The organism is Salinivibrio proteolyticus, from assembly GCF_027286365.1.
Classification (GTDB): Bacteria; Pseudomonadota; Gammaproteobacteria; order Enterobacterales; family Vibrionaceae; genus Salinivibrio; species Salinivibrio proteolyticus.
On record NZ_CP114585.1, the window covers coordinates 724,677 to 751,070 of the forward strand.

Genomic DNA, 26,394 nt, shown 5'->3' on the forward strand with positions numbered 1-26,394 from the left:
GTAAACTAAATACTGGCTTATTACGTAGCGTCGAGCGCGTTTTGACGGGAAGGTTGTCTATATCAGTCTGTTTTTGTAGACGTTAAGACATGCATGAAAGCGACAGCTAGAATGATAAAAAAAAGGGCGCGAATGCGCGCCCTTGAGGAGAGGTAATGAGGATTAATCTTCGTCTTCGTTGTGCAGCGACGCCCAAGCTTGCGCACATTTCACCGCGCGTTTCCAGCCACGGTAGCGACGGTTACGTTTTTCTTCGTCTTGATGAGGTTCAAAGCTTCGATTCAGTTTCGCTTTGTCTTTTAGCTCGTCCAAGCCGTCCCAGAAGCCTACAGCCATACCCGCCAGATAAGCGGCACCCAGTGCGGTAACTTCGGTTACTTCAGGGCGATGCACTTCGGTATCCAAGACATCGGCTTGGAATTGCATCAGAAAGTCATTCGCCACCGCACCGCCATCAACACGCAGTGCTGCAAGCTTGATACCCGAATCTGCTTGCATCGCATCCAACACATCACGTGTTTGATAAGCGATACTTTCCAAGGTGGCACGGATAATATGGTTAGAGTTAACACCACGTGTTAAGCCAACGATAGTTCCTCGAGCATATGCGTCCCAGTATGGCGCGCCAAGACCGGTGAAGGCAGGCACAACATAGACACCGTTTGACGTATCGACTTTGGTCGCGAAGTATTCAGAGTCATGAGCGTCTTCTAACACTTTTAGCTCATCACGGAGCCACTGAATCGAGGCGCCGCCCATAAACACCGCCCCTTCTAGCGCATAAGCAGGTTCGCCTTGTGGACCACATGCAACCGTCGTCAGCAAGCCGTGATTGGACGTGACTTTTTCCTGCCCAGTATTCATCAGCAAGAAACAGCCCGTCCCGTAGGTGTTTTTCGCTTGGCCAGCCTCAACGCACATCTGACCAAACAAGGCCGCTTGTTGATCACCTGCAATACCTGCAATCGGGATCCGCGTGCCGCCTTTACCCCCGATGTTGGTTTGACCATACACTTCGGAAGAGCGGCGTACTTCTGGCATCATTGATGCGGGGATACCCAGCTCATCCAACATTTTTTGGTCCCAACACATGTCGTTGATGTTAAACAACATGGTTCGAGAGGCGTTGGTATAATCGGTAACATGAACACGGCCTTGTGTCATCTTCCAAACCAGCCAGGTATCAACGGTACCAAACAATAACTTACCGGCTTCAGCGTCTTCACGGGCCCCTTCAACGTTGTCCAAGATCCACTTCACCTTGGTACCAGAGAAGTAAGGGTCAAGCACCAAACCCGTATTATCACGGATATAGGACTCAAGCCCGCGACCACGCAACTCTTCGCAGATCTCAGCGGTACGACGACACTGCCAAACAATGGCGTTGTAGATAGGCTTGCCCGTTTCCTTATTCCATACCACCGTGGTCTCACGCTGGTTAGTAATACCGATACCGGCGATTTCATCACTGCGAATCCCGGTCTTACCTAAGACCTCAATCAGCGTTGAACTTTGCGTCGCGTAGATCTCCATTGGGTCGTGCTCAACCCAACCTGCTTGCGGGTAAATTTGGGTAAACTCGCGCTGAGAGACACCGACAATGTTCGCATCATGATCCATCACTACAGCGCGGGAGCTAGTGGTGCCTTGATCAAGGGCGACGATGTACTTTTGCTCAGACATAATATGATCCTTTTGTTCTCTGTTATTTTAGTCGGTTTGGCGCCAATCGGCGCCATCCGTATTGTTTATGCATTCACTTCACGGGCGTCAGTTTCTTTTGCCTGCACCAGTGCTTCTTCATCGTCTTCACACTGATTTGGAATCGTGCAGCCGTGACCCGCTTGAGGCAGATAAGGCGCGATCGCTTTTGGATACAACCAGCCACCGAAGCAAGCACCTAGGATTGGTGCAACGATGGGAACAATAAAGTAAGGAATATCACGCGCACCGGTTAGGGCGTAATCCCATCCTGCTAGGTAAGCAAAGAATTTCGGACCGAAATCACGCGCGGGGTTCATGGCAAACCCGGTCAATGGGCCTAGTGAGCCACCAATAACCGCAATCAGGATACCAATCAGCAATGGGTTCATTGGCCCACGCGCGGCACCGTTGTTTTCATCACCTAACGCCAAGATGCCAAACATCAGGACTGCAGTAATCACAAATTCAACGGCCATCGCGCCCATAAAGGAAATAGCAGGATGCGCATAGGTTGAAAAAATCCCCGCGGTGGCTAGCGCTTCAGGGCTACTGCGTGCAATGTTATTGGCCAGTTCATACTCGACAAAGAGGTTGCTATAAAGGCTGTAGACCAGTGCCGCCGAGGCAAAAGCACCGAGCATTTGTGAAACGATATAAGGCACGACCTTGCTTTTTTCAAAGCCGTGAAAAGCAGCCAGTGCAATAGTGACAGCCGGGTTGATGTGCGCACCCGAAACGCCCGCGGTACAGTAAATGGCAATCGCTACCCCGAAGCCCCACACAATACTGATTTCCCATTGGCCGAAGTCGGCGCCTGTCAGTACCAGGGCGGCGACACAGCCCACACCAAAGAAGATGAGCAAGCCCGTGCCGATAAACTCGGCGACGCACTCTCCCAATAAAGTCGACGCTTTTTTGTTCATGATGATTATCCTTGTCACTGTTAGTAGGGTTACACGTTCAAAACCACACTAACATTTTGCATACTCTCATCATCTCGAAAACAAAATAACAACAAAAATGAGCGTTCGAGCATATATCGATGAATTGTTGCTGACATTTTTGTTAAGCACATCATCACTTGAGCAGGTTCGCGCACAATTTGAGCAGATCGGAGGAGTGGATGACGTTAACACCACGTAAAATCGGTCAACATCTCACCAAAAGAAAAGGAGAGCCTCGGCTCTCCTACTAACGGTGCAGAAAATACCATGGTTTATTGGTCGTCCGACTTGGACAAGGCTTGCTGCGCCGCATGGCCAATCGCATCGATATCGGCGTTGTGCGTGGCTAAAAATCGCTCAAACAATGGCATCAACGCGCCCATCTTTTCGTCAATGGCATCTCGCACGGTATCAACCACCACTTGCGTGCCGCGTTCAATTTCAACATTGATCGCTGTTCCCGCCTGTTTGGTCTCGAATGTTGTCATCCTGCGCGTCTCTGGGATCAGCCACACCTCGAACCAACCATCGTTTTTATTGACGTCAGATACCGTCAAACTGGCCCCGTTGAGCGCAATGTAGCCTTTCGGGAAGATGTACTTCATCCATTCATGAGGCACAGAGACGCGAATGCGATAGTTATCGTCAATCTGTTGAACGTCTAGAACGGTAGTATTGAAATCAATATGGCCAGATAACGGGTGCCCGCCCACTTCTGCCCCTTCTTTGGCCGCGCGTTCAGCATTAACCGTGTCGCCCACGTCTACCGCTTTTAATGTGGTGACGGCAAGGCTTTGCAACATCACATCAAACCGTACCAAGGTTTCATCAAGCTGCTCAGTAACCGTTAAACACACACCATCGATAGCGATGCTGGCACCAATTTCAAGCCCCTCGCAAAATCCAGCGGGGAAGCGGATATCCAGAGTTCGTAATCCACCCTGATCGCGGCAGCGCTCAATGGTCGCGACCGCTTGAATAATCCCAGTAAACATAGCCGTTCCTATCGTTAATTTTGGCTCATCATACTGCGAAGTCGCTGTATTCGCCACTCACTCAATAAGTGATAATCACTATCATTAGCATTGCCAGATTGACGAGTTAGGCGTATAGTGCGCGCTTTTATGCGTCAGTAAAGTTTTATGAGCATGCAGTATCCTCTTTTACGCTTTGCCATCTTGGCAGCGCTTCCCATGAGTGCCCAAGCCGCGAGTATCGACGACACATCGGTTCCCAAAGAGATTGAGACCGTCAAAGTACAAGGCGAGCAACTAAAGCACCCAATTACCCTTATCTCCCCGGGAAAATCCACGTTAGAGCTGGATGATATTCAACGCGAACAAGCCCACAACATCGGTGAGCTGGTAATGAAAATGCCGGGTGTATCACTTGATGGTGGCGCCCGCCCGGGTAGCGAACGCATTAATGTCTGGGGATTCTCACACCCTTCCGCGCTCTCGATCCGTGTCGATGGCGCCCCCGTCGGCTTTCAACAATACCGCTATGGCAGCTTTTTTCTTGACCCTCAACTGCTACGTTCGGTACGCCTTATCAAAGGCGACCATAACGTTCGCGCCAGCCTCGGCGCTTTCGCAGGCAGTTTTGTGATGGAAACGAAAGAGGCCACTGACTTTCTTGATCCAGATTCGTCGATTGGCGCCATGGCGCAAGCGGGTTTCAACAGTGTGAACCATCAATGGAAGCGCAGTGTCACCACCTATGGTGCGTCTGACTCTGGGTGGTCCGTGCTATTGCATGGCTCTCGACGTGATGCCGATGATATCGAGCTAGGCAACGGTGACGTTTTTACCTTCTCTGGATACCGTCAACACAGTTTGCTGGGTAAAGTTCGCTACCAATCCGACGCGCACAATATGATGTTCAGCCATACGCGCTATGATGACCAAGGGCGAAAACCGTGGGCAAACCGACGGGGAGCCATGCCATCGGTAACGCCCTACAAAATTAAAAAGTATGGTAGCTACGATGCCGCGCTGTATGCCGCCTCAGTGGATAATCATTATCGCGAATATACCAGCACCTTAAATTACCACTACCAGCCTTATAATGATTACATTGATACCAGTGTCGTCATTGCACACTCACAGAATCATCGCTATTGGGAACGCCCGGATAGTACCTATCAGTCTTACATCACATCAGGCCAATATGGCCACCAAGTCTGGTTGTCCTATGAGCGCTGGTTTGCCGAGCTAACCAATACCAGTCACTTCGGTGATCACGAAGTCATGGTGGGGGCGCAGTACCAGAACCAGGACAGAAACTCGCACGTTTATAACCATACTTATCGCAAAAAGCCAGAAAAGAACTATGGCTACTTTACGCCATCCTTTGAGCCCTCGGGCGAACAACAAACCGCCAGTGTGTTCGTTCAAGATAAGTACTTTATTACCCCAGATCTCGAACTTACCGCATCACTGCGCTACAGCCATATTCGTTCTCAAGGGGTCCCAAACGCCGCGCCAGACTATAATGACCCGTCCGTTGGACACGATTACAGTGCGGTCTCACATCAAGGTTGGGAACCGCGTATTGCATTAACCTACGATCTGAGTTCAGCCACGCAAATTAAAGCGGCTTATGCCTATGGTTTAAAGGCACCGACCATTGATGAGCTTTATACAGTGCAGTTTTCGAGAGCGTCTAAGCGCGCTGCCACCAGCCGCGATCTCTCAGTCACTCGTATCAATGCCTATTTATTGGGCGTGTCTGATAAGCGTCAGAATGCCTTGTTCGAAGGGGATCACCTAGCAACAGAGGTGACACTGTTTTGGAATGATGTCATTCATGACGTTGCGCAGCGTCGTGGGGTCAATGCGACCAAACAAAAAGAAGGCTACTACACCAATCTCGACGGACTCTATACTTACGGATTTGATGCGCAAGTGCAGTATCGTCTCAACGATTGGTTTACAGATGCCTCTGTCTCTATGGTGCGCGGCAAACACAAAGGCTCGCTACGTGACAGTACCGGCGACGACGAGTATTGGTATGACAACCCGCCCCTCAGCGCCTCACTCGGCGTGGGCCATCAACTAACCGATACGATTGAAGTTGCATGGCAAGGCCAATACTGGGATGAGCAAGACCGTATCCCAGAGAACCCCTCACTGCATACAGCCAATGTGGCGAGCGATGCCTACTTCTTCCAAAACCTCTATGGAGAATGGACGCCGCGAGACGACTTTACGCTACGCGCCACCATCGCTAACCTGACCGATCAGTATTACACACCCTATCTGTCTGCCGGTGTGCCCGCTGCGGGACGCGATGTACGCATAAACGCCACCATTAAGTTCTAGCCTATCCTTCACTGCGAGATAGCCGATTAAAAGCCGCCTGCGCGGCTTTTAATCGTTTGGACTAACATCAACACCTTTAACCTGATAAATCTCATGGTTTATTTTGGATCCAAATCACGGTATTTATAACGCTTCTTTACCTCCCCCCGACTTATTCGGAGGCAACACATGACGACCATTGCCGTATTTAGTGCCAAATCTTATGACAAGGCCGCCTTTGCTCATGCTAACCAAGCGTTTGGTTACACACTCGAGTTTCATGATTTTCAGCTCACCGCCAAAACCGCCAAAATGGCTCAAGGGGCGGAGGCGATTTGCGCGTTTGTTAATGATGATCTTTCCCGCCCAGTGCTAGAGATTTTAAGCGACGCCAATATCAAACTGGTAGCGTTGCGATGTGCTGGCTACGATCGCGTCGATCTGGAGGCCGCAAAATCGTTAGGGATCACCGTCGTTCGCGTGCCTGCCTATTCTCCCGAATCGGTCGCGGAGCACACGGTAGGCATGATGATGTGCTTGAACCGACGCTTTCATAAAGCCTACCAACGCACACGCGATGCCAACTTTGAACTCGATGGCTTAGTCGGGTTTAACTTTCACGGCAAAACGGCTGGGGTCATTGGTACGGGTAAAATTGGGATCGCAACCCTGCGGATCCTAAAAGGGCTTGGTATGCGTTTGTTGTGCCACGATCCATATCCTAACCCCCTTGCGATTGAACTCGGTGGCGAATACGTCTCGAAAGAAACACTGTTTGCCGAAAGTGATGTGATTTCTCTGCATTGCCCGATGTCCAAAGACAACTACCATCTACTCGGCGAGCGTGCTTTTGCTCAAATGAAAAAGGGAGTGATGGTGATCAATACCAGCCGCGGTGAATTGCTCGATTCAGTGGCTGCCATTGAAGCCCTCAAGCAAGGCCGTATCGGTGCGCTTGGTCTTGACGTGTATGACAATGAACGGGAGCTATTTTTCCAAGACAAGTCTAATGATGTAATTGTTGATGATGTATTCCGTCGCCTCTCTGCATGCCATAACGTGTTATTTACCGGACACCAAGCGTTTCTCACCAAAGAGGCACTGCACAATATCGCAGATACCACACTCACTAATATTCATACCGTCCTAAACGACGAGTGTTGCGAAAACCAAATTGCAGACGTCGAAGATCGCAGTGACTAACTTGTTCTAAACGTCTACCGTATAGAAAAAAGGCCTGAATAATCAGGCCTTTTTAGTGTTGTTGTGATACCTAGGAAACTACATCGCTTCCATAAAGATTTTGGCGATTTCCTCTTGCGTCGCTTGCTTCGGATTAGTGAAACCACACGCGTCATTCAAGGCGTTTTTGGTCAACACATCAATGTCTTCTTCTTTAGCGCCAAGTTCGCGCAAACCCGCTGGGATCCCAACATCGGTCGCCAATGCTTGAATGGCTTGAATGGCGGCTTTTGCGCCTTCCTCGGCATTCATACTCTCCGTATCGACGCCCATTGCCGTGGCCACATCTCGTAAGCGCTCGGCACACACTTGCGCGTTGTAGCGTTGCACATGGGGTAATAGAACGGCGTTACACACCCCGTGCGGCAAATCATAAAATCCACCCAGTTGATGCGCCATCGCATGCACATAGCCCAAAGACGCATTGTTAAATGCCATACCAGCCATAAACTGTGCATAGGCCATCTGCTCCCGCGCCTCTAGGTTTTGGCCGTCAGCCACTGCAGTGCGCAGGTTTTCTTGAATCAGTGTCATTGCTTTCAGTGCAACTGCGTCAGTGATCGGCGTAGCGGCGGTCGATACGTAAGCTTCAATCGCATGGGTTAATGCATCCATGCCGGTTGCCGCCGTTAATGACGCCGGTTTAGCCAGCATCAGCTCAGGATCGTTGACGGAAATAATCGGGGTGGTGTGTTTATCGACAATCGCCATCTTAATGTGGCGCGCTTCGTCTGTGATAATACAAAAGCGCGTCATTTCTGATGCGGTGCCCGCCGTCGTATTGATCGCAATCAGCGGAAGTTGTGGCTTAGCAGACTGGTCCACGCCTTCATAATCACTAATATGACCGCCATTGGCTGCCACTAGGGCGATACCTTTGGCGCAGTCGTGCGGCGATCCACCCCCTAAAGAGATCACACAGTCACATTGGTTCGCTTGTAAAAGCGCTAACCCTTGTGCCACGTTTTCAGTGGTTGGGTTAGGTTGTGTGCCATCATAGACCACACAATCGACTTCTCGGCTATCAAGCAAAGCGGCGATTTGCTTTACCACACCAATTTGATTAAGGACTTTATCTGTAACGATAAGGGCTTTTTTAAATCCATGTGATTGAATCGCGTCTGTGGCTTCAGAAAGGCAACCTGCGCCCATAAGGTTAACAGCAGGGATAAAGAACGTGCTCGACATGACCATTTGCTCCTTTAGTCGGGATCATCGCGGCCCAGACATGACAGGGCCTTTTATAGTTTTTGTTGTAACACGCTGTTTGCTCATCACATTTTGATCCAGCGCAATTTGCACGGCAGGATGCAGTGAAAAGAAGACAAAACTGAGAACTCTGTCAGTGGTCTTTCGTTAAGTGTTTAAAACACCATCACTAATTCATAAATTTGACACTTTCTTGAAGAAGAGTGTCTAAGCTGAAGTAAATTAAACTGACCTCCGTTTGGTTATAGTGAGAAAACAATGGGAATGAAATGCAAACTAACTGCGGTTGCCGTATTGACCGCATCACTGGCCCTCACCGGTTGTGAGTCGATGTCGAACACCCAAAAAGGCGCGACAATTGGCGCGATCACTGGGGCCATCGTGGGAAAATCGACATCGAACCATAAAGGTAAACGGGCCTTTATTGGCGCGGCTATTGGTGCCATTGGTGGTGCAGCTGTCGGTAATTACATGGATCAGCAAGAGCAAGCATTCCGCGAAGAATTGGCGGGCTCGGGCATTCAAGTTGTGCGTGAAGGCGACAATATTCGCTTGATCATGCCCTCGAACATTACTTTCGGGTTAGATCAGGATGCGATTGCGGCCGATTTTTATCCTAAACTCAATGCCATTGCCAATGTGATGCGCAAGTACGACAAAACCTTCTTGAGCATTGAGGGTCACACTGATGACACGGGCGCCGCGGCCTATAACCAGCGTTTGTCGGAACGCCGTGCCATGAGCGTTAAACGCTACCTCGCCAGTCAGTCGATCGACAATGCACGTTTGTACACGTCCGGTTTTGGTGAGACACGTCCACTGGTTGCGAACAACAGCGCGGCAAACCGTGCGCTCAACCGTCGTGTTGAGATTCAAATTGTGCCAAACACGCAATAAGCGCGACGAAATTTATGACCGCCCTCACGCTCCTGTTGAGGGCGGTCATACCGGCATCAAAGCGCATCAAGATTGGCAAGCAAGTGATCCGCATGCGCCAAAATCTGGCTTTGCTGCGTCTCTGACATCTTATCCCAATTTCGATACGGCATGGCTGTGCGTGGGTTACGGGCGAATTTGTCGCGATGACGCGCCATGAAATGCCAATATAGCGCGTTGAATGGACACGCCTTAAGACCAACTTTCTCTTTCACATCGTATTCACACCCAGCGCAATAGTCGCTCATCCGATTGATATAGGCGCCACTGGCAGCATAAGGTTTCGTCCCCACAATGCCGTTATCGGCGAACTGCGTCATGCCGCGCGTGTTCGGCATTTCAACCCACTCGATCGCATCGACATAGATTGAGAGATACCAATCGTCCACCTCATCAGGGTCGACACCTGCGAGCAAGCAGAAGTTTCCTGTCACCATGAGTCGCTGAATGTGATGGGCATACGCTGTCTCTAACGATTGCGTGATCGCATGCGAGAGACAACGCATTTTGGTCTTTCCATCCCAAAAAAATGCCGGCAATGTGCCTTGCGCACCAAGTGCATTTTTTTGTGCATAATCAGGCATGTTCGCCCAGTACACACCACGAACATATTCGCGCCAGCCTAAGATCTGTCGGACAAATCCTTCAATCTGAGCGAGGTTGATAGCCTCATTTTGGCGGTAATGATCAATCGCAGCTTGGATCACTTGCATGGGGTGAAGCAACTTGGCATTTAACGCAAAAGAGAGACGGCTGTGGTACAAGCTCCACTGATGAGGGCTTTGTCCTGTCATTGCATCTTGAAACTGACCAAACAATGGCAGGCAGTAGGTGCAAAAATGGTCGAGTAGCGCTTTCGCCTGCTGACGTGTCACCGGCCACATCAAGGCTGACGCCGCATGTCCGATGGTTTTAACCTGATGGCGATCAATACGGGTGAGAATATCGCTGACATCGTTGGCGAAAATCAATGGCGCGGGAATCGCATCGAGATCCGCTTTTTTTAGCTTATTACGATTTTGCTGATCATAATTCCACTTTCCCCCCTCAGGCTGATCCCCCTCCATTAAGATATCAAACTGCCGACGCATATCGCGGTAGAAAAACTCCATTTTTCGGTGCTTACCGGCGGTGAACTGGGTGGCAATCTGTGAAAAGGGTAAGAGAAAATGTTCCGTCTCAACACATTGGGATGCAACCTCATTGGGTAAATGCAATTGTTCGAGTTGCATCGCGAGCCGATACTCATCAGGACGCTGATATTCGAACTGATCGACTTGATAGTGCTCACAAAGAGCGCACAGCAATGCGGGCAAGTCTTGATAAGCTTGCGTGTCATCCAATGTGAGGTATTTGACATCATGCCCCGCCTTTTCAAGCGCATCAGCAAACTGCGCCATTGCAGCAAAAAACGCACAAACCTTTTGGACATGATGGGTCACATAGTCGGTTTCTTGTTTAAGCTCGGCAATGACATAAAGCACTCCCTGATCGTGCTGCTTAAACCATGAGTGGCTGGCATTCAGTTGATCTCCGAGAACCAAACGCAAGGTGTGATAACGAGATTGAAGCACAGATACCTCAGTCAGAACTAGTTGGAATAATGGCTAACATACGTAGAAGATAACGTTTTCGATGACAGAAAACCGAGCTAGGCTTGAATATTCGCCGAAACGCTCTACATTGAAGCAGACGTTGTGACCACGCAGACCTTTTCATGCCAAAAGCCATCATTCAACTTTGGATTCTTGTCGGCTATTTTATGATGGCAGTGCCCGCGCATGCGATGAACGACCCCCTCAATACATTGGTGCAAGACTTACGTTTTCACGGCTATGTGGACAACTACGGCAATGTGAAACTCCGCTTTTCTCCCATCACGACCTTACCCGCGGGGTTAAAAACGCAAGGGTATTTAGATATCGAAGCCAGCGATATTTCGCGACTGCCTCGCGGACTGGATATCGGCGGTTACTTAAATGCGGCAAATACGCCGCTGACACGGCTACCGCGGCTCAAAGTCGGTGGCTATATCAACCTCTCCAATACCGCTGTAACCGCATTACCGCCAAACCTCGTCGTGCGTGGCGACCTCAGTCTGGTCAATACGCCTCTCACCACCTTGCCAAGACGCTTGTACGTTGAGGGCAACCTTTATCTTACTAACTCGCCAATTAGCGCATTACCCGACGATATTTACGTGGGGGGCAATGTATACATTCGCGGCACAAATATTTCGTCTGTGGACCCCAAATTACGCATTCAAGGCCGCGTACTCCCACCTCCAAATCAATGAATTGAATCACAAGGACTGATCGAAATAGCAAGACTATCGTATCGATAGCTGAGCCTTTTTAAACTTACAGTCAAAGATATTCCTTATGATTATTATTCATCACCTTGAACAATCGCGTTCTCAGCGTATTGTTTGGTTGCTTGAGGCACTGGGTGTGCCATATCAAATCAAGACCTACTCGCGTGACCCCAACACCAAGTTGGCGCCTCCCGAACTCAAGCGCGTTCACCCTCTGGGCAAAGCACCTGTAATTGAAGATGAAGGGGCAGTCATTGCAGAGTCGGGCGCGATTATTGAGTACATTTTGGAAAAGTATGGTGACGGGCGCTTAGCGCCACAAACACCAGAGCAGAAAGGTCACTATCGATACTGGATGCACTATGCCGAAGGGTCTTTGATGCCAATACTGGTCATGTCGTTGATTTTCAGCAAAATCCCAGAAGCACCGATGCCCTTTTTTGTACGCCCCTTGGCGAAAAAGCTGATGAAAGGCGTCACCGACCAGTTTATTGCACCCCAACTGCGAGACCATCTTGCCATGATCGAACACCACTTAGCGACGCATGATTGGCTGTGTGGTGACACACTCACAGCAGCAGATATCCAAATGAGTTTCCCATTAATCGCAATGCGTCCTCGCCTAGACCCACAGCAACACCGTCACATTGTTGCGTATCTTGAGCGCATTGAACAACAGCCTGGCTATCAAAGCGCACTGTGTGTCGTGGGGCCGCTAAAAACGCTTTAAGCCCGCTAATGCGGGCTCAATCTTAATAAAAATTATGGTTACGCAGGTTGGGTTTGACGAGCCTGAACGACCCAGCGTTGATAACCTGATGATGATTTTAGTTGCTGGTACCATTGCGACACGTGCGGCGGCAAGGTCATTGATGGCGCCACGGCAAGAGAGTGGACCACAGTGCCAATTGCAATATCGGCGAGCGTCATCATGTCAGAGATTAAATAGCGGCGCTCGGCAAGTTCATTGTCCAGCTTCTCTAAATCGTGGCGACACTGCTCAAGGGCCGCTTCTCTCACTTTTAGATCGCTCGATGATTCCAAGCAAGCGGTTTTAACCGCAGGCTGAAACGAAGAGAGGCACCAATCCATCCAACGCTCATAGCGCGAGCGTTGGAACGCGCAATCTGGGTACCACATTTTATTGCCATAGCAGGCAACCAAATAGCGCAAAATGGTGTGTGATTCCCACACACTGTTCGGGCCATCTTCTAGTACCGGCACCTGACGCATTGGGCATTTTTGTGCCAGTGCATCAGCGTCTTGGGCGTTATGATGAATATCAACCTCATCCAATTCGATGCTTAAATCTAACTCATCAATCAACCACATCACTTTTTGAACATTAATGGCAGAAGGGTGGCCATAAATCTTCATCATTACTCTCCTTGTTAAACGCAATACCTCAAGCGACTCGACGCATTTCTTGGGCCGATGAATGTCACTTTTCATCCCACCACAACGCCAGTCGTATGGAGATCAACCGCCAAGCACGATCCCTGCTTATCAGTGATTTATTTGAGCGTCGCACAATCCTTCTTTTTTAGCAAGTCATCGCGGATTTAACCCGCATCACCCTCCGGACTGACTTTATTGTCGACTTTTCTCAACATAATATGCTGAGGTCCTGCACTGCCGCCATGATACAACTCGCCCGTATCGGTGAAACCTGCGCGTTGGTAACACGCAATCGCGCCCGCATTTTTGCAGTTTACGGTCAGAACGAGACGCTGCGCCCACGGGTAGCGCGGTTTGACATAATCCGCCAAGGCCATCATCGCGCGGCGACCCAGTGCGTTACCTTGGTGGTGCTGATCGATAAACACCGCACGAACTCCTATATCACCCGCATGGGCAAAGTCGTATTGCGACGCGTAACCAGTATCAAGAATAAACCCGCCCACAATCACGGTCTCTACCTCAATCAGGTGTAGATGAGCAAATTCATTGGCCGCCGCCAAGATTTCCTCTGGGCGTCCGACAAAAGGCAGCTGATCATGCGTGATAGAAAGAGATAAAAATGAGGCTAAGTCAGGGGGAGAAAATGGACGTAACAGCACGGAGGATCATCCTTGAGTCTATGAAAAACGGCTAATTTATCATAAAACCGCCTAGGTTGTCCGAGGGGATTATGCCGTATGAATACGCCGCGACCGGCAACCGCCATGCAGGATTAAATTGATATAAAAATAGAGGTCACGATTTCACACTTTTCCTGTCGTCGATTTGTCATCTTTTTATCACATCGCTTTTCTTCGCTTACCATTTGTGGTTAATCTATTGATTAACAATGCTTATTAACAAATCACTCAACCAAGGACGGAAAGATGAAATTAAAACTATTGGCTGGTTCATTGGCTCTCGCATTGTGTAGCTCAGCGTTTGCAGCTCACGTCCCAGAAGGCGTGGAGCTTGCCGAGCAACAGACTCTTATTTGGGGGGTTTCTGGCGAAGTGCCTACGCTGGATCCGACCAAGTCCAGTGATACCGCCAGTAACAAAATTATCTCAGATTTGTTCGAAGGCATTACATCGCGCACGCCAAGTGGCGATATTGCACCAGGTTTAGCAAAAAACTGGGAAGTCAGTGAAGATGGGTTAACGTATACATTCCATCTACGCGAGGCGACATGGTCTGACGGTGAGCCCATTACAGCGGAAGATGTTGTCTATACACTACAACGTGCCGTCGACCCAGCAACCGCTGCACCATACGCTTGGTATTTAGGCACCGCGAACATTCTCAATGCAACCGAAATCACCGATGGACATAAGCCTGCAAGTGCATTGGGCGTGAAGGCGGTGGACGACCATACCATCGAGTTTACATTGGTGCGACGTACTCCTTATTTCCCCAATATGCTCACCCATTCTTCGACCTACCCTGTACCAAAACATGCGGTAGAGAAGTATGGAGATAACTGGACACGCCCCGAAAATATGGTCAACTCCGGCGCCTATAACTTGACCAACTGGGTAATTAATGAGCGCATCGATCTTGAGCGTAATCCCATGTACTGGAACGATAAAGAAACGGTGATTAATAATACATCGTATGTAACCTCCAGCGATGCCAACGCGGAGTATAATCGTTATCGCACCGGTGAGATCGACGTGACCTTTAGCTTCCCGCTTGAGTCCTATAAGAAAATCAAGCAAGAGCGCCCCGATGAATTCCTAACCATGCCGTCACTTGCGACTTATTACTATTTATTCAACACAGAGCGCGAACCGTTTAACGACGTGCGCGTACGCAAAGCACTCGCCTATGCCATTGATCGTAATGTCGTCACCGACATTATTCTTGGTCAAGGACAGCAACCTGCGTACAGTGCAACGCCACCAGCCATCAACAACTTCGAACCGCCGAAATTGGCTTGGGCGGAAATGACCCAAGAAGAGCGTTATCAAAAAGCAAAAGCACTCTTGGCCGAAGCGGGATACACTAAAGACAACCCTCTAGAGTTTGAATTGGTGTATAACACCATGGAATCCCACAAAAAACTTGCATTGACAGTAACGTCTATGTGGAAACGCCATCTACCGGTTAAAGTCAGCTTAGCCAACCAAGAGTGGAAAACCTTTTTGCAAAAGGTGCTACAAAAAGACTTTGATGTGGCTCGAGATGGATGGAATGGTGACTACAATGAGGCCTCAACTTTCCTGAGCTATTTCAGTAGTAAAGGTATGAATAAGTCCAATTGGAGCAACCCTGAATACGACAAGCTGCTTGACCAAGCACTCTCCGTTGTCGACCCAGAAAAGCGTAAAGCCTATTATCAGGAAGCGGAGCGCATTTTCGCCGAGGAGATGCCTGCCATTCCAATGTACTTTTACACGCGTAGTGTGATCAAAAGCCCTAAAGTAGGCGGCTATAATACGGAAAACCCGAACAACCTACGTTACACACGGAACCTTTATATCACTAAAAATTAATCGACCGTGATATCAAAAACGTCACGCCTTGCGCGTGGCGTTTTTGTTTGTCGCGAGCAAAAAGTGGGAGGCGATCCGCATTCAAACTGGTCAAGCACGCACTCCGAACCCAAGAGCGATAGATATAAAAAAAGCGCCAACCTTTCGGCTAGCGCTTTTTCTAAATTTGGCTCCCCCAACTGGACTCGAACCAGTGACATACGGATTAACAGTCCGCCGTTCTACCAACTGAACTATGGGGGAAACGTGTTTCGTAACAACGAGAAGGATGGTAGGCGATTGCAGCAAAGGGTGCAACCCCTTTTACGGTGATTTATCGTCTTTCATGTTCAAATGGCTAAAAAGACGCCAAAACAAGCGATTATCGCATACGTTTTGCATCCTGCCCCCAAAAAATGCCAAGATGGCAAACAGACCGAAAAAGGAAACGAACATTGAATCCGGACGCCTCTTCCCTGCCCCGTTTTATTGCTGGCCCCATGTTACGGCGAACCACTCAACATGAAGTCGTCGTATGGGCAGTATTATCAACGCCGCCAGACGAAGGCACATTATCCGTTTTTGATGATCAGACCCTCCTTGCCGCGATGCCACTCTCCTCGGCACAGCAATTTCGCGCAGGGAAACATGCGTGGGTGGTGCTGGCTCATCTCCGATGTGCGCACGGCTTTCCGCTCGATGCACCATTGCGTTACGACATCTTACTCGATCAAAAGCCCTTGTCTGAATGGATACCCGATTTACTCTATGAAGGTGAACGTTCACCGCACTTTGTGATCCCCTCCCAAGCGAACCATTTAGCGCATGGCTCATGTCGGCACCCGCACCATCAGTGTGATGATGCACTGGTCACACTCGACGATAAACTCGCCAATGAGGAGATGTCACAATGGCCGGACATACTCATTATGAGCGGAGATCAGATTTACGCCGATGATGTCGCCACACCAATGTTGCAGCGGATCAGAGCCTTGATTACTCGGCTGGATCTCAAAAATGAATACTTTGACGCCGCACCGATTGCACATTGCCGGGAACTCGATACGCATCCAGATGGCTTCCTCAACCGGACAAAATTGTTACCCGCACAGCGCGCACGGTATGGTTCTCTGTTCGAGCGGTTAAAAGGGCGTGCGCTGCCAATCTTCACCTCTCAGACAACCAGCAATCACCTGATTAGCTTTGCCGAACATTTCGCCATGTATTTACTGGTGTGGTCGCCAGAAGCTTGGCGCATCACAAATACAGCCTCAGTCGCACTCAACCGCACGTTAACGCCACAACAGCAGTCACGGTATCAGCGTGAAGAACAAGCCCTGACTCATTTTCAACACGGCTTGACTCAAGTCAGGCGGCTGTTCGCCCATCTCTCTACCTATATGATTTTTGATGACCACGACATCACCGATGACTGGAACATCACCGTAGGCTGGGAGCAAGCAGCCTATCAACAGCCCTTTTCACGGCGCATTATTGGCAACGGCCTGTTTGCCTATTGGCTATGCCAAGGCTGGGGAAATGACCCTAAACAGTTTGATCCCTCGTTTATTACGCTTGCGACAGCTAGCCAGTTTGGTCAGTCTGGCGATGACCCGAATGATAGTGCGCACGACGCAATGATTGAGACGCTACTTCGCTTTGAGCATTGGCATTACAACGTACCGACGACCCCCTGTGTAGTGGTACTCGATACTCGAACTCGTCGGTGGCGTTCGGAGTCCAGTATGAATCGCCCATCTGGCTTGATGGACTGGGAAGCTCTGATGGATTTTCAGCATGACTTGCTTAAGCATGATAGTGCGGTCATTGTCTCGGCCGCGCCTATGTTCGGGGTGAAGTTTATTGAAGTATTACAACGTATCGCGATTTGGCTCGGCAAACCTACCATTGTCGATGCTGAGAACTGGATGGCTCATCCGGGCAGTGCTAATACCTTACTGAGTATTTTCCGCCACCAGCGTACGCCAACCAACTATGTGATTTTGTCGGGTGATGTGCACTACTCATTTGCCTACGACATTCGTATTCGTTTTCGTACCAATAGCCCGCGCTTATGGCAGATTACCGCGAGCGGCTTTAAAAACAATTTCCCAGAGCCGCTGCTGAGTATTTGTGAATGGTGCGATCGTATTTTGTTCAGCCCTCGCTCACCATTTAATTGGCTAACCAAGCGAAAGCGCATGCGGATTGATAGGCGTGATCCCGACACCGCAGGCCCTAAGCGCTTGGTGAACGCCAGTGCTGTCGGGCTGGTCACCTTACAACCGGACGGTTCGCCACATACCATCAGCTTATTGACAGCTGACGGCAAAACCATCCATTTCCCCGATAAAAAAGCGGCGAAAGCCGTCGAGCCCAGCATCCCGCCACTCGACCCGAATCAAGCAGACTGAAACTGGAGAGATCGGCAAAGCGCGCCTAGCCTTAATAGCATCACAAGGTGAGAAGGAGGTGTTTATGCAAGGCGAAAATCATGCGCTTATCTTTGAGTTCCCAGAGTACCGTGAACGCATTCATGATTTGAAGGCGAACGATCCTGACTTCCAACTTGATGCCAAGCGTTATCATCAGCTCGATCATCATATTCGTGGTCTAGAAATGAAGCAGATCCCAACCAGCGACGACATTTTTACCGCGATGAAAAAGCAACGTGCACACCTTAAAGATCGCCTCTATCGTAAACTCAGCGTCCACTGATCAAGGAGGTCGTCATGCACCGGATATCGTCGACTTTTTTGTTGATGTTCGTATTGTGCACGCCGTTGAGCGCGCACGGGGTGACTATCGAGACGGAGACGGTCACTGTGAATGTCGAGGAAGTGAAAAGTGGCTTCGACCACCCATGGGGGATGGCCGAGCTACCTAATGGCGATATCCTGATCACTGAACGGAACGGCACCTTAAAACGCCTAACGCCTAATGGGCTAACGGTGAACATATTAGGAGTACCCAAAGGCGTCTATCAGCAGGGGCAAGGAGGGCTATTTGATATTGCATTAGCGCCTGACTTCCCCGCGACCGGTACCCTATACATTTCTTATGCTGCAGAAGATGAACGCGGCCAAGCGGGGACAGAAGTGGTCAAAGCAACGCTGTCACAAGATGTTCTCATTAATAGCAAGGTCATTTTTACTGCATTGCCCAAACGCGGCGGAACCCGTCACTTTGGCAGTCGCCTATTGGTGACCCAAGAGCACCTTTACATCACGCTGGGCGACCGCGGCCACCGTGACCGCGCCCAGTTTATTACCGATCATTTGGGGAGTTTAGTGCGTTTAAACCTTGATGGCAGTTTGCCGGTCGACAATCCGTTCTCTGCTCACGATGCAAAAAAGCCCGAGATCTTTAGTTACGGTCATCGCAATGTGCAAGGTATCACACTCGATAATAATGGCAGCACTGTCTGGGCGCATGAACACGGCCCTCAAGGTGGCGATGAACTCAATATCATCGAAAAAGGGGTTAACTATGGCTGGCCGATCATCACTTATGGGGTGAATTACGGATTGGGCACACAAATTGGTGAAGGCACCGCGAAAGAAGGTATGCAGCAACCTGTCTATTATTGGGACCCGTCAATTGCACCGTCAGGCATGATCATGGTGGACAGTGATCGCTTCCCGATGTGGCAAGGCAACCTACTGCTTGGATCGTTAAAATTTGGTCTGTTGGTGCGCCTAACCCTCGAAGACGGTAACGTGGTGAGCGAAGAGCGGCTATTTGATGGTCAGTTCGGGCGTATCCGCGACGTCATTCAAGCCAATGACGGCAGCGTTTTGCTTCTTACAGATAAACGAAACGGCAGCTTACTGAAAATGACCCCGCGCATGTAAGAAGATTAAAACCAATTCAGAGACGTTTCACCTTTATTATTGGTCACCGCTAATCGGTAATAGGTGCCATCGAAGGCAAGGTTGGTGATTAGCCACGTACTGCGTGCCTTGCTACGATCGTCAAACTGAAAGCCACACAAGTAATCATCGCTGAGTAATCGGTGTGAGAGTATCGAACCATTAAGCGTGAGATCTTGATTCGGGGCGATATGGTCGAGGTTCAACGTCGCCTTTTTTTCTGGTGCTAATTTGGCGCCCATTGAACGGTAAGCAAATAAACATCCGCCAACCGACAAATCGCGTATCTCCACCTCAATCTTGCTCATTCCCTCTGTGGCAAGCGTCGCTGATAACGCCACTGGAAAGCGCTTGTCTTGTCGCAACGGCGTGGCTGTCGCGCCTTCACGAAGAAGCTCAATGCACACAATACTGCAGTGGCTCTCGAGCACGCCTTGCACCTTGCCACTGAATCGGACTAGCGACCCATCTGCGGCCACACCATGCAATCGCACTTGAAAGCCTGGGTTTAAATATTGCCCTTTTTGCAGCGCAGATAGAGACGGGATTTGGGTGTAGCAATAACGTTTTCCGTCTGTACCAAGCATAATGGCATTAAAGCGAAATAACCCTTTCATCGGCGTGTGCACATGCATACGCACTAGGGCTGCGCTTCCCAGCTTTAAAGCCGCTTGCGATCCCGACAGGGCGATTACATCATCTTGTTGTTCAATGGCGTTGAGCTGTTCTTGGCGTGGCATGTATGGTTCCTCGACAATCAGTCATCAAAGCAAAGGTGCAACGGCAACGCGCACAACAGCTATACGGAGGCGTACCAATAGCGTTTATAACGAGCGATATTAACCTAAAGATCAAAAAATGTGTTTTTAGATTGTGATTCAGCACCTTGCGCTTCAACCAGTATAGACCTTGTATCAGACGCATGGTACGTTTTGGTTTTGACCTAACACTAGCGACTTTCAAGGACGATCTATGCGACCCCTACTCTGTGCGCTCCTACTTTCTCCATTATTTATCTCGACGCCAAGTGCTCACGCCGATGAGCCAGCCTGCGGTGATGTCACGATTGCGGATATGAATTGGAATTCAGCCACCCTGATGGCACATGTTGATCAATTTATCCTCGCTAACGGCTATGGCTGCGACGTGCGTTTGGTCCCCGGTGACACCATGCCAACAGGCGTATCGATGACAGAAAAGGGTGAGCCGGACATTGCGCCTGAGTTCTGGACCAACTCGCATAAAGCAATGCTCGATAAAGGGGTGACTGATGGGCGACTCAAATACGCCGGCAATGCATTTAGCCAAGGCGGAAATGAAGGCTTTTGGGTGCCAAAATACATGGTGGACCAACATCCAGAGCTTGCTACCATTGAAGGTATTAAGTCACATCCAGAATTATTTCCACACCCCGAAGACCCCGACAAAGCGGCGTTTATGGGCTGCCCCGCCGGATGGACTTGCCAAATTTCTGCCAAGCACCTTTTTGATGCACTCCAACTGGGTGAAGCCGGTTTTGAGATGATCGATCCCGGCTCTGCCGCTGGCCTGGCTGGAACCATTGCTCGTGCCAATGATCGTCGTGACGCGTGGTTTGGTTATTACTGGGCACCGACGCCGGTGATGGGCAAATATGAAATGGTCGAAGTGGACCTTGGTGCAGACGTTGATCTTGAGCACTATAAAAATTGTATCACTCAAGCAGAATGCCAGAGCCCAAAAGTCACTGCATTTCCCACCTCTCCCGTGCACACACTCACAACAGCGTCATTTGCGGAACAATCGCCGGTCGCCTTTCGCTACGTTCAGCAACGTGAATACGATAATAGCATCATGAGTGAGATGCTCGCTTGGATGGATGATTATCAAGCTGATGGCGAGATCGCCGCCGATGAGTTCTTACGCCGCTATCGCGACCTTTGGCACCAATGGGTCAGTGAAGAGGCCGCCGCGCGCATCGAAGAGGCCTTGGGGGATGACACCTAACTCGTAATAGGTGAAACAGGTCCAAATAATAAGCCGAGGGACATATCACCTCGGCTTTTCTTTTCGCTTACAGAACGCCTAATTCACGCAAACGCTCAGTCAGGTAACTTTTCGCCGTATAGCGAGAAGACAGCACCACATCCGGTTTCGGATGCAAAAACAGCGGTAACGAGATCCGTGCTTTGGTTTTATCTGCGCCTTCAGGATTAATTACGCGATGGGTGGTTGAGGGGAAATAGCCGCCCGATGCCTCTTGTAGCATATCGCCAATATTGACAATTAAGTTACCGAAGTCACACGGCACATCTAGCCAGCGCCCGTCTTTCGCTTTCACTTGCAAGCCCGGCTCATTCGCTGCAGGCAGGATGGTCAACAGGTTAATATCTTCGTGGGCGGCGGCACGGATAGCGCCTAGCTCTTCATCGCCTTTTAACGGCGGGTAATGTAATACGCGTAACAATGTCTGCTCACTCCCTGCAATCATGCTAGAAAGTGATTGTGAGTAGTGCTCACTGACGCTGTCCGGTGACTGACGCTCAACCCATGACAACAAGGTCTCAGCCAAGCTGGTCGCTTGTTGATAGTAAGATTGCAGGTTGTCACGGAGGGCCGAAGGACACTGCCCCCAAGGGTAGTAGTGAAAAAATTCCTTTAAATCGCGCTTCGTGTGGCCTTTCGCCGTTTCCGCAATTTTAGAGGGGAAAAAACCATCTTGGGTATCGGGCTTAAAGGTAAACGCATGTTTTTCCTCGGTGTTAAAAAAACCTTCCCATTGGTTGTAAATATCAGCCACGAGCTGCTGTTGTAGTGGGTGGTTTTTAAGCACGCCAAATCCCGTTTCGCGTAAGGATTCAACAAAGGCTTGCTCCGCATTAGGCGCTTGAAAGTCAATGGCTTGCAGTGTCATAGGGTACCTGTAATCGTTTGCTTATTATCGTGAGGTTGCAGGATGGTTAGTTTACCAGCCAAAAGGCGCCATACAACGCCACTATGTTTCACATCAGAAACACATTGTCACCATTTAGAAACAAACCCTGCTATAGGGTCACGTGCGCTGTCGTGTTAAACTCTGCACTTTGATACACACAGGGAGTGAAAATGGGTGTTATTCGTTGGATCCTTGGCCGGATCATTCTCGTTGTTGAAGCGCTCACCAAGCCTAAGCCACCAAAGCTGAACGCAGATCAGCACCAAGCTATGGTCGCGTTTTCAAAGCAAGTGACCTTATATCAATTTCAAGCATGTCCATTTTGCGTCAAAGTTCGCCAAGCGAGCCGAAAACTCGGACTACCACTAGCGGCCAAAGACGCTAAGCGCGATATGGCCGCCCGGCGTGAGCTGGAACAGGGAGGCGGAAAAATTAAAGTTCCCTGTTTACGTATTCAACAGGGCGACAAAGTCCAATGGATGTATGAGTCAGATGATATTATTGCGTATCTCAATCAAGCCACGACTCCGATTACACAAGCTGATTGAATGATTAATTAGACAAGATAAGGCTCGGCGTCTACATTTTATTAGACAACGAGATCAACCTTCGCTTGCCCCTTTTGCCCGCAAAGACTGACTCCATGGACTTGGGCATTAACAGACTGTCCTTGCTGACTCGCAAGGACAGTTTCTTTTTTCAACCGAGCTTGCGTTTAAGCACTTCCCAATATCGCAAACAAGACCGCAGTTACCACCCCCACTGCAAAGACATAAGAGAATTGCGTACGGATATGGTCGACGTGATCGTTACCCGTTGCCATCGACGCGACAATGCCAGTATCACTGATTGGTGACGTCATATCGCCAAAAATGGCCCCAGATATCGATGCACCAATCATCAAGTGCGGGTCAATGCCTGTCGCTGCACCAATCTGAATACCAATCGGGATCATGATTGCAAACGTGCCCCACGAGGTCCCGGTCGCCAGTGACATAATCGCGGCAATCACAAAGACAAAAGCGGCTGATAATCCTGCAGGCAAAATGCCATCAATCACCTGAGTGATGTAGTGCCCCGTATGTAAGTCTGCCGATAAATCCCCCATTAAAAATGCCAGCGACATAATTGCCCCCAGAGGCATCATATTCGCGTATCCGGCTAACAAGTGGCGGAAAAAGGCATCTAACGACAAGACACGCGTGCCGATAAAGAAAGCCATCGCGACCGCAGTCCCTACCATCACCGCCCAAAAAACAGCGGTCGAGCCCGATCCAGAGGCAATATCGCCATTACCGGTGATAAACAGGCCCACCGGCACCATTAAAATGGTGCTCAGTAATGGCAGAACAAAATAGCTCACTTTGCCTAGCGGCTCATCATCGCGCTGATGATCACCAGCAATAGGAAAGGCGCCCTCGCGCAGTACTTGCCCAGCTGCCGCACGTTGGTCAGCTTTCGCCATTGGCCCCCAACTCGCCCCAGTGAGCACATAAAAAAGCACCGCCAGCAAGGAGAGCCATGCCATTAAGTTGTAAGGGATGGCGTGCAATAGAATGGTGAAGGGCTCGCCTTCAACATACCCTTTGCTGACTTGCACGCCGATAATCGCCATCATCGCGGCGCCCCAACCATTGATCATCACACTGGAGCAAGTCGCAACGCAGGATGACTGGATCACATAGGCGAGCTTCTCGCGAGAGACGCGATAGTGATCGGCTAAATCACGACTCACCGTCCCCGCTGACATAATGGAAATTGAGCTTTCAATAAAAATCAGCATGGTGGTGACCATCGCGAGCAACTGCACCGCAATCGGATTTTTGACCAATTGAGCACGCTCGGTAAGCGCATGAATCACGGCCCGCGTGCCGCCTGTGACTTGGATAAGACGTATTAAGCCGCCCACCATAAAGCAGAACAAAATGGTGCGCGTGTTCCCCGCGCTGGCAAACACACCAATGTAACTATCCAGTGCCTTCGCCACGCCTGCGAATGGATTGAAATTCGCAATCACGGTATAACCCACCATCGCCCCTGCTAGTAGCGACAGAATCACCTGACGCGTGACCACAGCAAGCACAATAGTCACCAGTGGCGTCACCACCGTCCAGACGCCATAATCCGTCATGACGCCTCCTGATCAAGCGCGTGCAGAAGATCATCAATTAAGTCACGGCTATCTTCAATGCCAACTGAAAGCCGGAAGGTGGTATCGAAAACCCCCATCGCCTCACGTTCCTCTTCACTCATGGAGCCGTGAGACATGGACGCTGAATGGTTGATCATACTCTCCACACCACCGAGCGATTCCGCCAAGATGAAGTAGCGTAAGCGGCTTAAAAATCGCTCGCTTTCCACCCGCGTACCTTTCAGCTGAATGGTGACGACTGCTCCCCCTGAGCGCATTTGCGTTTGACAAAGCGCATGTTGCGGGTGTGACGGTAAGCCCGGATAGAAAACCGCTTCAATGGCAGGGTGGTTTTCCAGCGCGGTCGCGACGTTTAGCGCATTATCGCATTGGCGCTGCATACGCAGATCGAGCGTTTTTAATCCGCGTAACGCGAGATAGGCATCAAATGGCGAGGCAATTGCGCCGACCGTGGTTTTCGCAAAATCAATTTTTTTCGCCAAGGTTTCATCAGCGGTGACCAGCGCGCCGCCAATCATGTCAGAATGCCCGCCAATGTATTTGCTGGTCGACAACATCACAATATCCGCCCCTAAACGCAACGGCGTTTGGTTCCACGCTGTCGCAAAGGTGTTATCCACACAGGTTAATAACGCATGCTCGCGAGCAAACTGGCAAATAGCGGTAATATCGACAAGTTCCAACAAGGGGTTGGTTGGGGTTTCAATCCAGATCATCGCCGTGTTCGGCTTGACCGCGGCTGCCACGGCATTCAAATCGTTGAGATCAACATAATCGACACTGAGCCCATTATTGGTGGCGCGGAGTTTGTCGAACAAGCGATGCGTCCCCCCATACACACCGCGCATCGCAATAATGTGCGCGCCTGCCGGCAGCAGTTCTAAGGCCAAGGCTGTCGCTGCCATCCCCGAGGCCGTCGCGGTCGCATAACAACCTTGCTCGAGTGCTGCCAATGCACTCTCGTAAGCCGAACGGGTTGGATTCGCAACCCGCGAGTAACCAAAATCGGCCTGATGGCTAAGGTCAGATTGAATGAAACTGCTGGCTGTGTAAATCGGCGGGAAAGCCGCATTGTGCCCTTTATCCGTTTGATCACCACCGTGAACAGCTAACGTAGAAAAGTGGGGTTGTTTCATACTTTCACCCATTAAAAGAATATTGGTTTAATAATTGTTTTTATTTTAGCCATTATGACGACTTATAAACAAACTGACATGATATTGTATGAATATAATGATCTATAAATAGAATTATCTTCTAGCATATAAGAACAAGTTACTTTGCTAAGCCTACCGAATGCACCCTCCACGCCCACACTTGAGTAAGCCAGTGCGTGCAACTACGTTTAAGAGGAAGCTCTTGGGAGGCGCATATCATGACACACTGCACCACAATTGGCCGAGCACAGTACGGCCGCTACTTGCAATGGATATTGCTGGTTGGTTGGGTGATCGCAATGACAGCCAGTCGCACAGTCATGGCCAGTCCGATGCTGACGATTACCAGCTCAGAAGGAACAGAGGCTTTTACGCGCGAACAACTCGTCGCGATGGCGGATCGTACTATTGAAACAGCCACGCCATGGACCGATGGCCAACAGCGGTTTTTAGGTGTCTCTGCACAAAAACTACTCGCTCAGCTCGATATTCCGCCCAGAACACTCAAAGTTTATGCGCTAAATGATTATTGGGCTCACATTACGGTTGAGGATATTGAGCGGTATAACCCCATATTTGCGATAAAAAAGAACGGCCAGTGGATGCGTGTTCGCGATAAAGGGCCGATATGGGTCATCTATCCATTATCGGAGAATCATTTAATGGATAACGAAATAATACACAGTCGGATGGTGTGGCAAGCGAACCGTGTGGAGGTGATGGATGAGTAGCGG

23 protein-coding genes and 1 tRNA gene are annotated in these 26,394 nt (G+C 49.8%); 12 read left to right on the top strand and 12 right to left on the bottom strand.

The genetic code is table 11. The features are described from left to right. Positions 1 to 162 precede the first annotated feature (162 nt). The 3 genes from glpK to N7E60_RS17250 all read right to left on the bottom strand — a co-directional run bounded on the left by glpK (position 163) and on the right by N7E60_RS17250 (position 3,643). A complete protein-coding gene (glpK, locus tag N7E60_RS17240) occupies positions 163 to 1,683 on the bottom strand; it encodes a glycerol kinase GlpK (RefSeq protein WP_069587491.1) in 1,521 nt (506 codons plus the stop codon). Between the two features lie 65 nt (positions 1,684 to 1,748). Next, positions 1,749 to 2,627 carry an MIP/aquaporin family protein gene (locus N7E60_RS17245; protein ID WP_077639756.1) on the bottom strand — a complete coding sequence of 293 codons (879 nt, stop codon included), beginning with the start codon at positions 2,625 to 2,627 and terminating at the stop codon, positions 1,749 to 1,751. A gap of 293 nt (positions 2,628 to 2,920) precedes the next feature. Next, entirely contained in the window at positions 2,921 to 3,643 is a 723-nt protein-coding gene (locus N7E60_RS17250) for a riboflavin synthase subunit alpha (RefSeq protein WP_269598791.1), read from the bottom strand. A 153-nt stretch (positions 3,644 to 3,796) separates the two neighbouring features. On the opposite strand from N7E60_RS17250, the gene N7E60_RS17255 reads away from it, so the two are divergent. After that, the gene (locus N7E60_RS17255) at positions 3,797 to 5,971 is read left to right on the top strand and encodes a TonB-dependent receptor domain-containing protein (protein WP_269598792.1); all 2,175 of its coding nucleotides are present in this window, start codon (positions 3,797 to 3,799) and stop codon (positions 5,969 to 5,971) included. Between the two features lie 168 nt (positions 5,972 to 6,139). Continuing rightward, a complete protein-coding gene (locus N7E60_RS17260) occupies positions 6,140 to 7,153 on the top strand; it encodes a 2-hydroxyacid dehydrogenase (RefSeq protein WP_269598793.1) in 1,014 nt (337 codons plus the stop codon). Positions 7,154 to 7,231: 78 nt separating this feature from the next. Here the strand turns inward: N7E60_RS17260 and yiaY are convergent, their stop codons facing one another. Continuing rightward, entirely contained in the window at positions 7,232 to 8,380 is a 1,149-nt protein-coding gene (gene yiaY, locus N7E60_RS17265) for an L-threonine dehydrogenase (protein ID WP_269598794.1), read from the bottom strand. 285 nt (positions 8,381 to 8,665) lie between these two features. On the opposite strand from yiaY, the gene N7E60_RS17270 reads away from it, so the two are divergent. After that, positions 8,666 to 9,298 (top strand): OmpA family protein, encoded by a 633-nt coding sequence (locus tag N7E60_RS17270; RefSeq protein WP_069586537.1) that lies wholly within the window; start codon positions 8,666 to 8,668, stop codon positions 9,296 to 9,298. A gap of 56 nt (positions 9,299 to 9,354) precedes the next feature. On the opposite strand, the gene N7E60_RS17275 is transcribed toward N7E60_RS17270, so the two are convergent. Further along, the gene (locus N7E60_RS17275) at positions 9,355 to 10,911 is read right to left on the bottom strand and encodes a cryptochrome/photolyase family protein (RefSeq protein WP_269598795.1); all 1,557 of its coding nucleotides are present in this window, start codon (positions 10,909 to 10,911) and stop codon (positions 9,355 to 9,357) included. 143 nt (positions 10,912 to 11,054) lie between these two features. On the opposite strand from N7E60_RS17275, the gene N7E60_RS17280 reads away from it, so the two are divergent. Next, positions 11,055 to 11,633: a hypothetical protein gene (locus tag N7E60_RS17280; protein WP_269598796.1), complete on the top strand. Its 579-nt coding sequence runs from the start codon at positions 11,055 to 11,057 to the stop codon at positions 11,631 to 11,633. 85 nt (positions 11,634 to 11,718) lie between these two features. Then, the gene (locus tag N7E60_RS17285; RefSeq protein ID WP_269598797.1) at positions 11,719 to 12,381 is read left to right on the top strand and encodes a glutathione S-transferase family protein; all 663 of its coding nucleotides are present in this window, start codon (positions 11,719 to 11,721) and stop codon (positions 12,379 to 12,381) included. Positions 12,382 to 12,419: 38 nt separating this feature from the next. On the opposite strand, the gene N7E60_RS17290 is transcribed toward N7E60_RS17285, so the two are convergent. Both N7E60_RS17290 and N7E60_RS17295 read right to left on the bottom strand, forming a co-directional pair. Then, on the bottom strand, positions 12,420 to 13,031 hold the full coding sequence (locus tag N7E60_RS17290) for a glutathione S-transferase family protein (RefSeq protein ID WP_269598798.1): 612 nt from the start codon (positions 13,029 to 13,031) through the stop codon (positions 12,420 to 12,422). Positions 13,032 to 13,213: 182 nt separating this feature from the next. Then, positions 13,214 to 13,711: a GNAT family N-acetyltransferase gene (locus N7E60_RS17295; RefSeq protein WP_269598799.1), complete on the bottom strand. Its 498-nt coding sequence runs from the start codon at positions 13,709 to 13,711 to the stop codon at positions 13,214 to 13,216. A gap of 267 nt (positions 13,712 to 13,978) precedes the next feature. On the opposite strand from N7E60_RS17295, the gene N7E60_RS17300 reads away from it, so the two are divergent. Continuing rightward, the gene (locus N7E60_RS17300) at positions 13,979 to 15,586 is read left to right on the top strand and encodes a peptide ABC transporter substrate-binding protein (protein WP_077454918.1); all 1,608 of its coding nucleotides are present in this window, start codon (positions 13,979 to 13,981) and stop codon (positions 15,584 to 15,586) included. A gap of 167 nt (positions 15,587 to 15,753) precedes the next feature. Here the strand turns inward: N7E60_RS17300 and N7E60_RS17305 are convergent. After that, positions 15,754 to 15,829, bottom strand: a tRNA-Asn gene (locus N7E60_RS17305). A gap of 236 nt (positions 15,830 to 16,065) precedes the next feature. Here N7E60_RS17305 and N7E60_RS17310 point away from each other — a divergent pair. The 3 genes from N7E60_RS17310 to N7E60_RS17320 all read left to right on the top strand — a co-directional run bounded on the left by N7E60_RS17310 (position 16,066) and on the right by N7E60_RS17320 (position 19,419). After that, a complete protein-coding gene (locus N7E60_RS17310; protein WP_408642362.1) occupies positions 16,066 to 17,979 on the top strand; it encodes a metallophosphoesterase family protein in 1,914 nt (637 codons plus the stop codon). Between the two features lie 64 nt (positions 17,980 to 18,043). Further along, positions 18,044 to 18,283, top strand: a complete 240-nt coding sequence (locus N7E60_RS17315; RefSeq protein WP_069586641.1) for a YdcH family protein — start codon at positions 18,044 to 18,046, stop codon at positions 18,281 to 18,283. A gap of 14 nt (positions 18,284 to 18,297) precedes the next feature. Further along, on the top strand, positions 18,298 to 19,419 hold the full coding sequence (locus N7E60_RS17320; protein WP_269598801.1) for a PQQ-dependent sugar dehydrogenase: 1,122 nt from the start codon (positions 18,298 to 18,300) through the stop codon (positions 19,417 to 19,419). Between the two features lie 5 nt (positions 19,420 to 19,424). On the opposite strand, the gene N7E60_RS17325 is transcribed toward N7E60_RS17320, so the two are convergent. Then, the gene (locus tag N7E60_RS17325) at positions 19,425 to 20,177 is read right to left on the bottom strand and encodes a PilZ domain-containing protein (protein ID WP_269598802.1); all 753 of its coding nucleotides are present in this window, start codon (positions 20,175 to 20,177) and stop codon (positions 19,425 to 19,427) included. A gap of 232 nt (positions 20,178 to 20,409) precedes the next feature. Between N7E60_RS17325 and N7E60_RS17330 the strand changes: the two genes are divergently transcribed. After that, positions 20,410 to 21,423 carry a glycine betaine ABC transporter substrate-binding protein gene (locus N7E60_RS17330; RefSeq protein ID WP_269598803.1) on the top strand — a complete coding sequence of 338 codons (1,014 nt, stop codon included), beginning with the start codon at positions 20,410 to 20,412 and terminating at the stop codon, positions 21,421 to 21,423. Positions 21,424 to 21,490: 67 nt separating this feature from the next. On the opposite strand, the gene N7E60_RS17335 is transcribed toward N7E60_RS17330, so the two are convergent. Further along, positions 21,491 to 22,330, bottom strand: coding sequence for an isopenicillin N synthase family dioxygenase (locus N7E60_RS17335; protein ID WP_077639767.1), 840 nt, complete (start codon positions 22,328 to 22,330; stop codon positions 21,491 to 21,493). A 191-nt stretch (positions 22,331 to 22,521) separates the two neighbouring features. Between N7E60_RS17335 and N7E60_RS17340 the strand changes: the two genes are divergently transcribed. Continuing rightward, complete coding sequence (locus N7E60_RS17340; RefSeq protein ID WP_269598804.1) at positions 22,522 to 22,899, top strand: glutaredoxin family protein; 378 nt, start codon at positions 22,522 to 22,524, stop codon at positions 22,897 to 22,899. Between the two features lie 167 nt (positions 22,900 to 23,066). Here the strand turns inward: N7E60_RS17340 and N7E60_RS17345 are convergent, their stop codons facing one another. Continuing rightward, positions 23,067 to 24,482, bottom strand: a complete 1,416-nt coding sequence (locus N7E60_RS17345) for a Na+/H+ antiporter NhaC family protein (RefSeq protein WP_269598805.1) — start codon at positions 24,480 to 24,482, stop codon at positions 23,067 to 23,069. Beyond that, a complete protein-coding gene (locus N7E60_RS17350) occupies positions 24,479 to 25,639 on the bottom strand; it encodes a trans-sulfuration enzyme family protein (RefSeq protein ID WP_269598806.1) in 1,161 nt (386 codons plus the stop codon). The genes N7E60_RS17345 and N7E60_RS17350 overlap by 4 nt, the downstream gene beginning before the upstream one ends. Positions 25,640 to 25,959: 320 nt before the next feature. Between N7E60_RS17350 and N7E60_RS17355 the strand changes: the two genes are divergently transcribed. Next, entirely contained in the window at positions 25,960 to 26,391 is a 432-nt protein-coding gene (locus tag N7E60_RS17355) for an oxidoreductase (RefSeq protein ID WP_408642363.1), read from the top strand. Positions 26,392 to 26,394 lie beyond the last annotated feature (3 nt).

What these genes read in the sequence shown, in the direction of transcription:
- glpK (WP_069587491.1), bottom strand. Translation starts at nt 1,683, where the DNA reads ATGTCTGAGCAAAAGTACATCGTCGCCCTTGATCAAGGCACCACTAGC.
- N7E60_RS17245 (WP_077639756.1), bottom strand. Translation starts at nt 2,627, where the DNA reads ATGAACAAAAAAGCGTCGACTTTATTGGGAGAGTGCGTCGCCGAGTTT.
- N7E60_RS17250 (WP_269598791.1), bottom strand. Translation starts at nt 3,643, where the DNA reads ATGTTTACTGGGATTATTCAAGCGGTCGCGACCATTGAGCGCTGCCGC.
- N7E60_RS17255 (WP_269598792.1), top strand. Translation starts at nt 3,797, where the DNA reads ATGCAGTATCCTCTTTTACGCTTTGCCATCTTGGCAGCGCTTCCCATG.
- N7E60_RS17260 (WP_269598793.1), top strand. Translation starts at nt 6,140, where the DNA reads ATGACGACCATTGCCGTATTTAGTGCCAAATCTTATGACAAGGCCGCC.
- yiaY (WP_269598794.1), bottom strand. Translation starts at nt 8,380, where the DNA reads ATGTCGAGCACGTTCTTTATCCCTGCTGTTAACCTTATGGGCGCAGGT.
- N7E60_RS17270 (WP_069586537.1), top strand. Translation starts at nt 8,666, where the DNA reads ATGAAATGCAAACTAACTGCGGTTGCCGTATTGACCGCATCACTGGCC.
- N7E60_RS17280 (WP_269598796.1), top strand. Translation starts at nt 11,055, where the DNA reads ATGCCAAAAGCCATCATTCAACTTTGGATTCTTGTCGGCTATTTTATG.
- N7E60_RS17285 (WP_269598797.1), top strand. Translation starts at nt 11,719, where the DNA reads ATGATTATTATTCATCACCTTGAACAATCGCGTTCTCAGCGTATTGTT.
- N7E60_RS17290 (WP_269598798.1), bottom strand. Translation starts at nt 13,031, where the DNA reads ATGATGAAGATTTATGGCCACCCTTCTGCCATTAATGTTCAAAAAGTG.
- N7E60_RS17300 (WP_077454918.1), top strand. Translation starts at nt 13,979, where the DNA reads ATGAAATTAAAACTATTGGCTGGTTCATTGGCTCTCGCATTGTGTAGC.
- N7E60_RS17310 (WP_408642362.1), top strand. Translation starts at nt 16,066, where the DNA reads ATGTTACGGCGAACCACTCAACATGAAGTCGTCGTATGGGCAGTATTA.
- N7E60_RS17315 (WP_069586641.1), top strand. Translation starts at nt 18,044, where the DNA reads ATGCAAGGCGAAAATCATGCGCTTATCTTTGAGTTCCCAGAGTACCGT.
- N7E60_RS17320 (WP_269598801.1), top strand. Translation starts at nt 18,298, where the DNA reads ATGCACCGGATATCGTCGACTTTTTTGTTGATGTTCGTATTGTGCACG.
- N7E60_RS17325 (WP_269598802.1), bottom strand. Translation starts at nt 20,177, where the DNA reads ATGCCACGCCAAGAACAGCTCAACGCCATTGAACAACAAGATGATGTA.
- N7E60_RS17330 (WP_269598803.1), top strand. Translation starts at nt 20,410, where the DNA reads ATGCGACCCCTACTCTGTGCGCTCCTACTTTCTCCATTATTTATCTCG.
- N7E60_RS17335 (WP_077639767.1), bottom strand. Translation starts at nt 22,330, where the DNA reads ATGACACTGCAAGCCATTGACTTTCAAGCGCCTAATGCGGAGCAAGCC.
- N7E60_RS17340 (WP_269598804.1), top strand. Translation starts at nt 22,522, where the DNA reads ATGGGTGTTATTCGTTGGATCCTTGGCCGGATCATTCTCGTTGTTGAA.
- N7E60_RS17345 (WP_269598805.1), bottom strand. Translation starts at nt 24,482, where the DNA reads ATGACGGATTATGGCGTCTGGACGGTGGTGACGCCACTGGTGACTATT.
- N7E60_RS17350 (WP_269598806.1), bottom strand. Translation starts at nt 25,639, where the DNA reads ATGAAACAACCCCACTTTTCTACGTTAGCTGTTCACGGTGGTGATCAA.
- N7E60_RS17355 (WP_408642363.1), top strand. Translation starts at nt 25,960, where the DNA reads ATGACAGCCAGTCGCACAGTCATGGCCAGTCCGATGCTGACGATTACC.